Origin of the sequence: Synechococcus sp. R6-10 (assembly GCF_047461815.1) — a bacterium.
Classification (GTDB): domain Bacteria; phylum Cyanobacteriota; class Cyanobacteriia; order Thermostichales; family Thermostichaceae; genus Thermostichus.
The window spans coordinates 1-1,031 of the sequence record NZ_JANSHW010000391.1 but is presented as its reverse complement, the minus strand read 5'-3'; the positions used below and the strand labels follow the sequence as shown (position 1 = coordinate 1,031).

Below are 1,031 nucleotides of genomic sequence, written 5' to 3'. Positions count from 1 at the left end.
CACCAGCCCTAGAGCTCCTTCCGGCAGAGGTTCGGCTTCGGTGGGGAGAGCAAAGACGGTGGTGGGCCAAGATCGTTGCTGAAAGGCGGGAATGGAATCGGCCTCCAGGGTGACTTTCACCCAATTGCTGTACCAATCCAGTCCGGCAAAAAGGCTGGGGCAGGTGCGCGGCTGGGTGCTCATGATGTGGGCAAAGGTTTTCAAGGCCTGCTCTGCCCGCTCCAGGTAGTCCAGATCTCCAGTGAGGGCGGCAAGGCGCACCAGGTTGGCAATGGCCACCCCATTGGCTGCAGGGGTAGCGTTGTCCTGGAACTCCTTCTCTCGCACCAACAGCTCAGGGGCACTCTGGGCATCGCTGACAAAGTATCCCCCCCTGGCCGGATCCCACAGTTGCGCATCCATCTCCTGCTGGAGCTGGAGGGCAGCCTGCAACCAGTCTTGAGGGGTGGGATCCCCCACCAGGGGCAGGCAGGCTTGCTGCAAGTCCAACAGGGCCTTGATCAGCAGGGCGTAATCTTCCGATTTGGCGGGCACCTGAGCTGTGCCATCGTAGTTCAGGCGCAACAGGGATCCGGTCTCAGGGTGGCGCTGCTGGCTGAGGATGAATTGGGCAGCCCGCAGAGCGAATTGCAGATAGTCTGCGTTGCCGAACACTTGATAGGCCCGCGCCAGGCCGGAGATCATCAAGGCGTTCCAAGAGACGATCATCTTGGTGTCGGTGACAGGTGGGATTCGCCCTGGCCAGGATTGCAGACGGGCCGACTGGGCATCCACTGCCGGAGGAAAGGGAACTCGTCGCTCCGCAGAGCCATAGCGTGCCTGAAACAGATGGGTGGTCAAGGCGGCTTCAACTTCTGGCGGCAACGCTCCTCCCTGTTGGCGCTGCAAGACGATGCAGCCGGGCCGATCGGGGAAGTTGCCCCCCGGCGATAGGTCAAACGCCTGCTGCAAGGCGCGGAAGGTTTCTTCCCCCAAGAGCTCCTGCAGCTCCTGCCAGCGCCAGACGTAGAACTCTCCTTCCTCTGGCTCTC

1 pseudogene is annotated in these 1,031 nt (G+C 61.8%); it reads right to left on the bottom strand.

Features of this window, described 5'->3' with window-relative positions:
- Window positions 1-1,031 (bottom strand): annotated as a pseudogene (locus NW837_RS10940) (thioredoxin domain-containing protein); the annotation flags it as partial.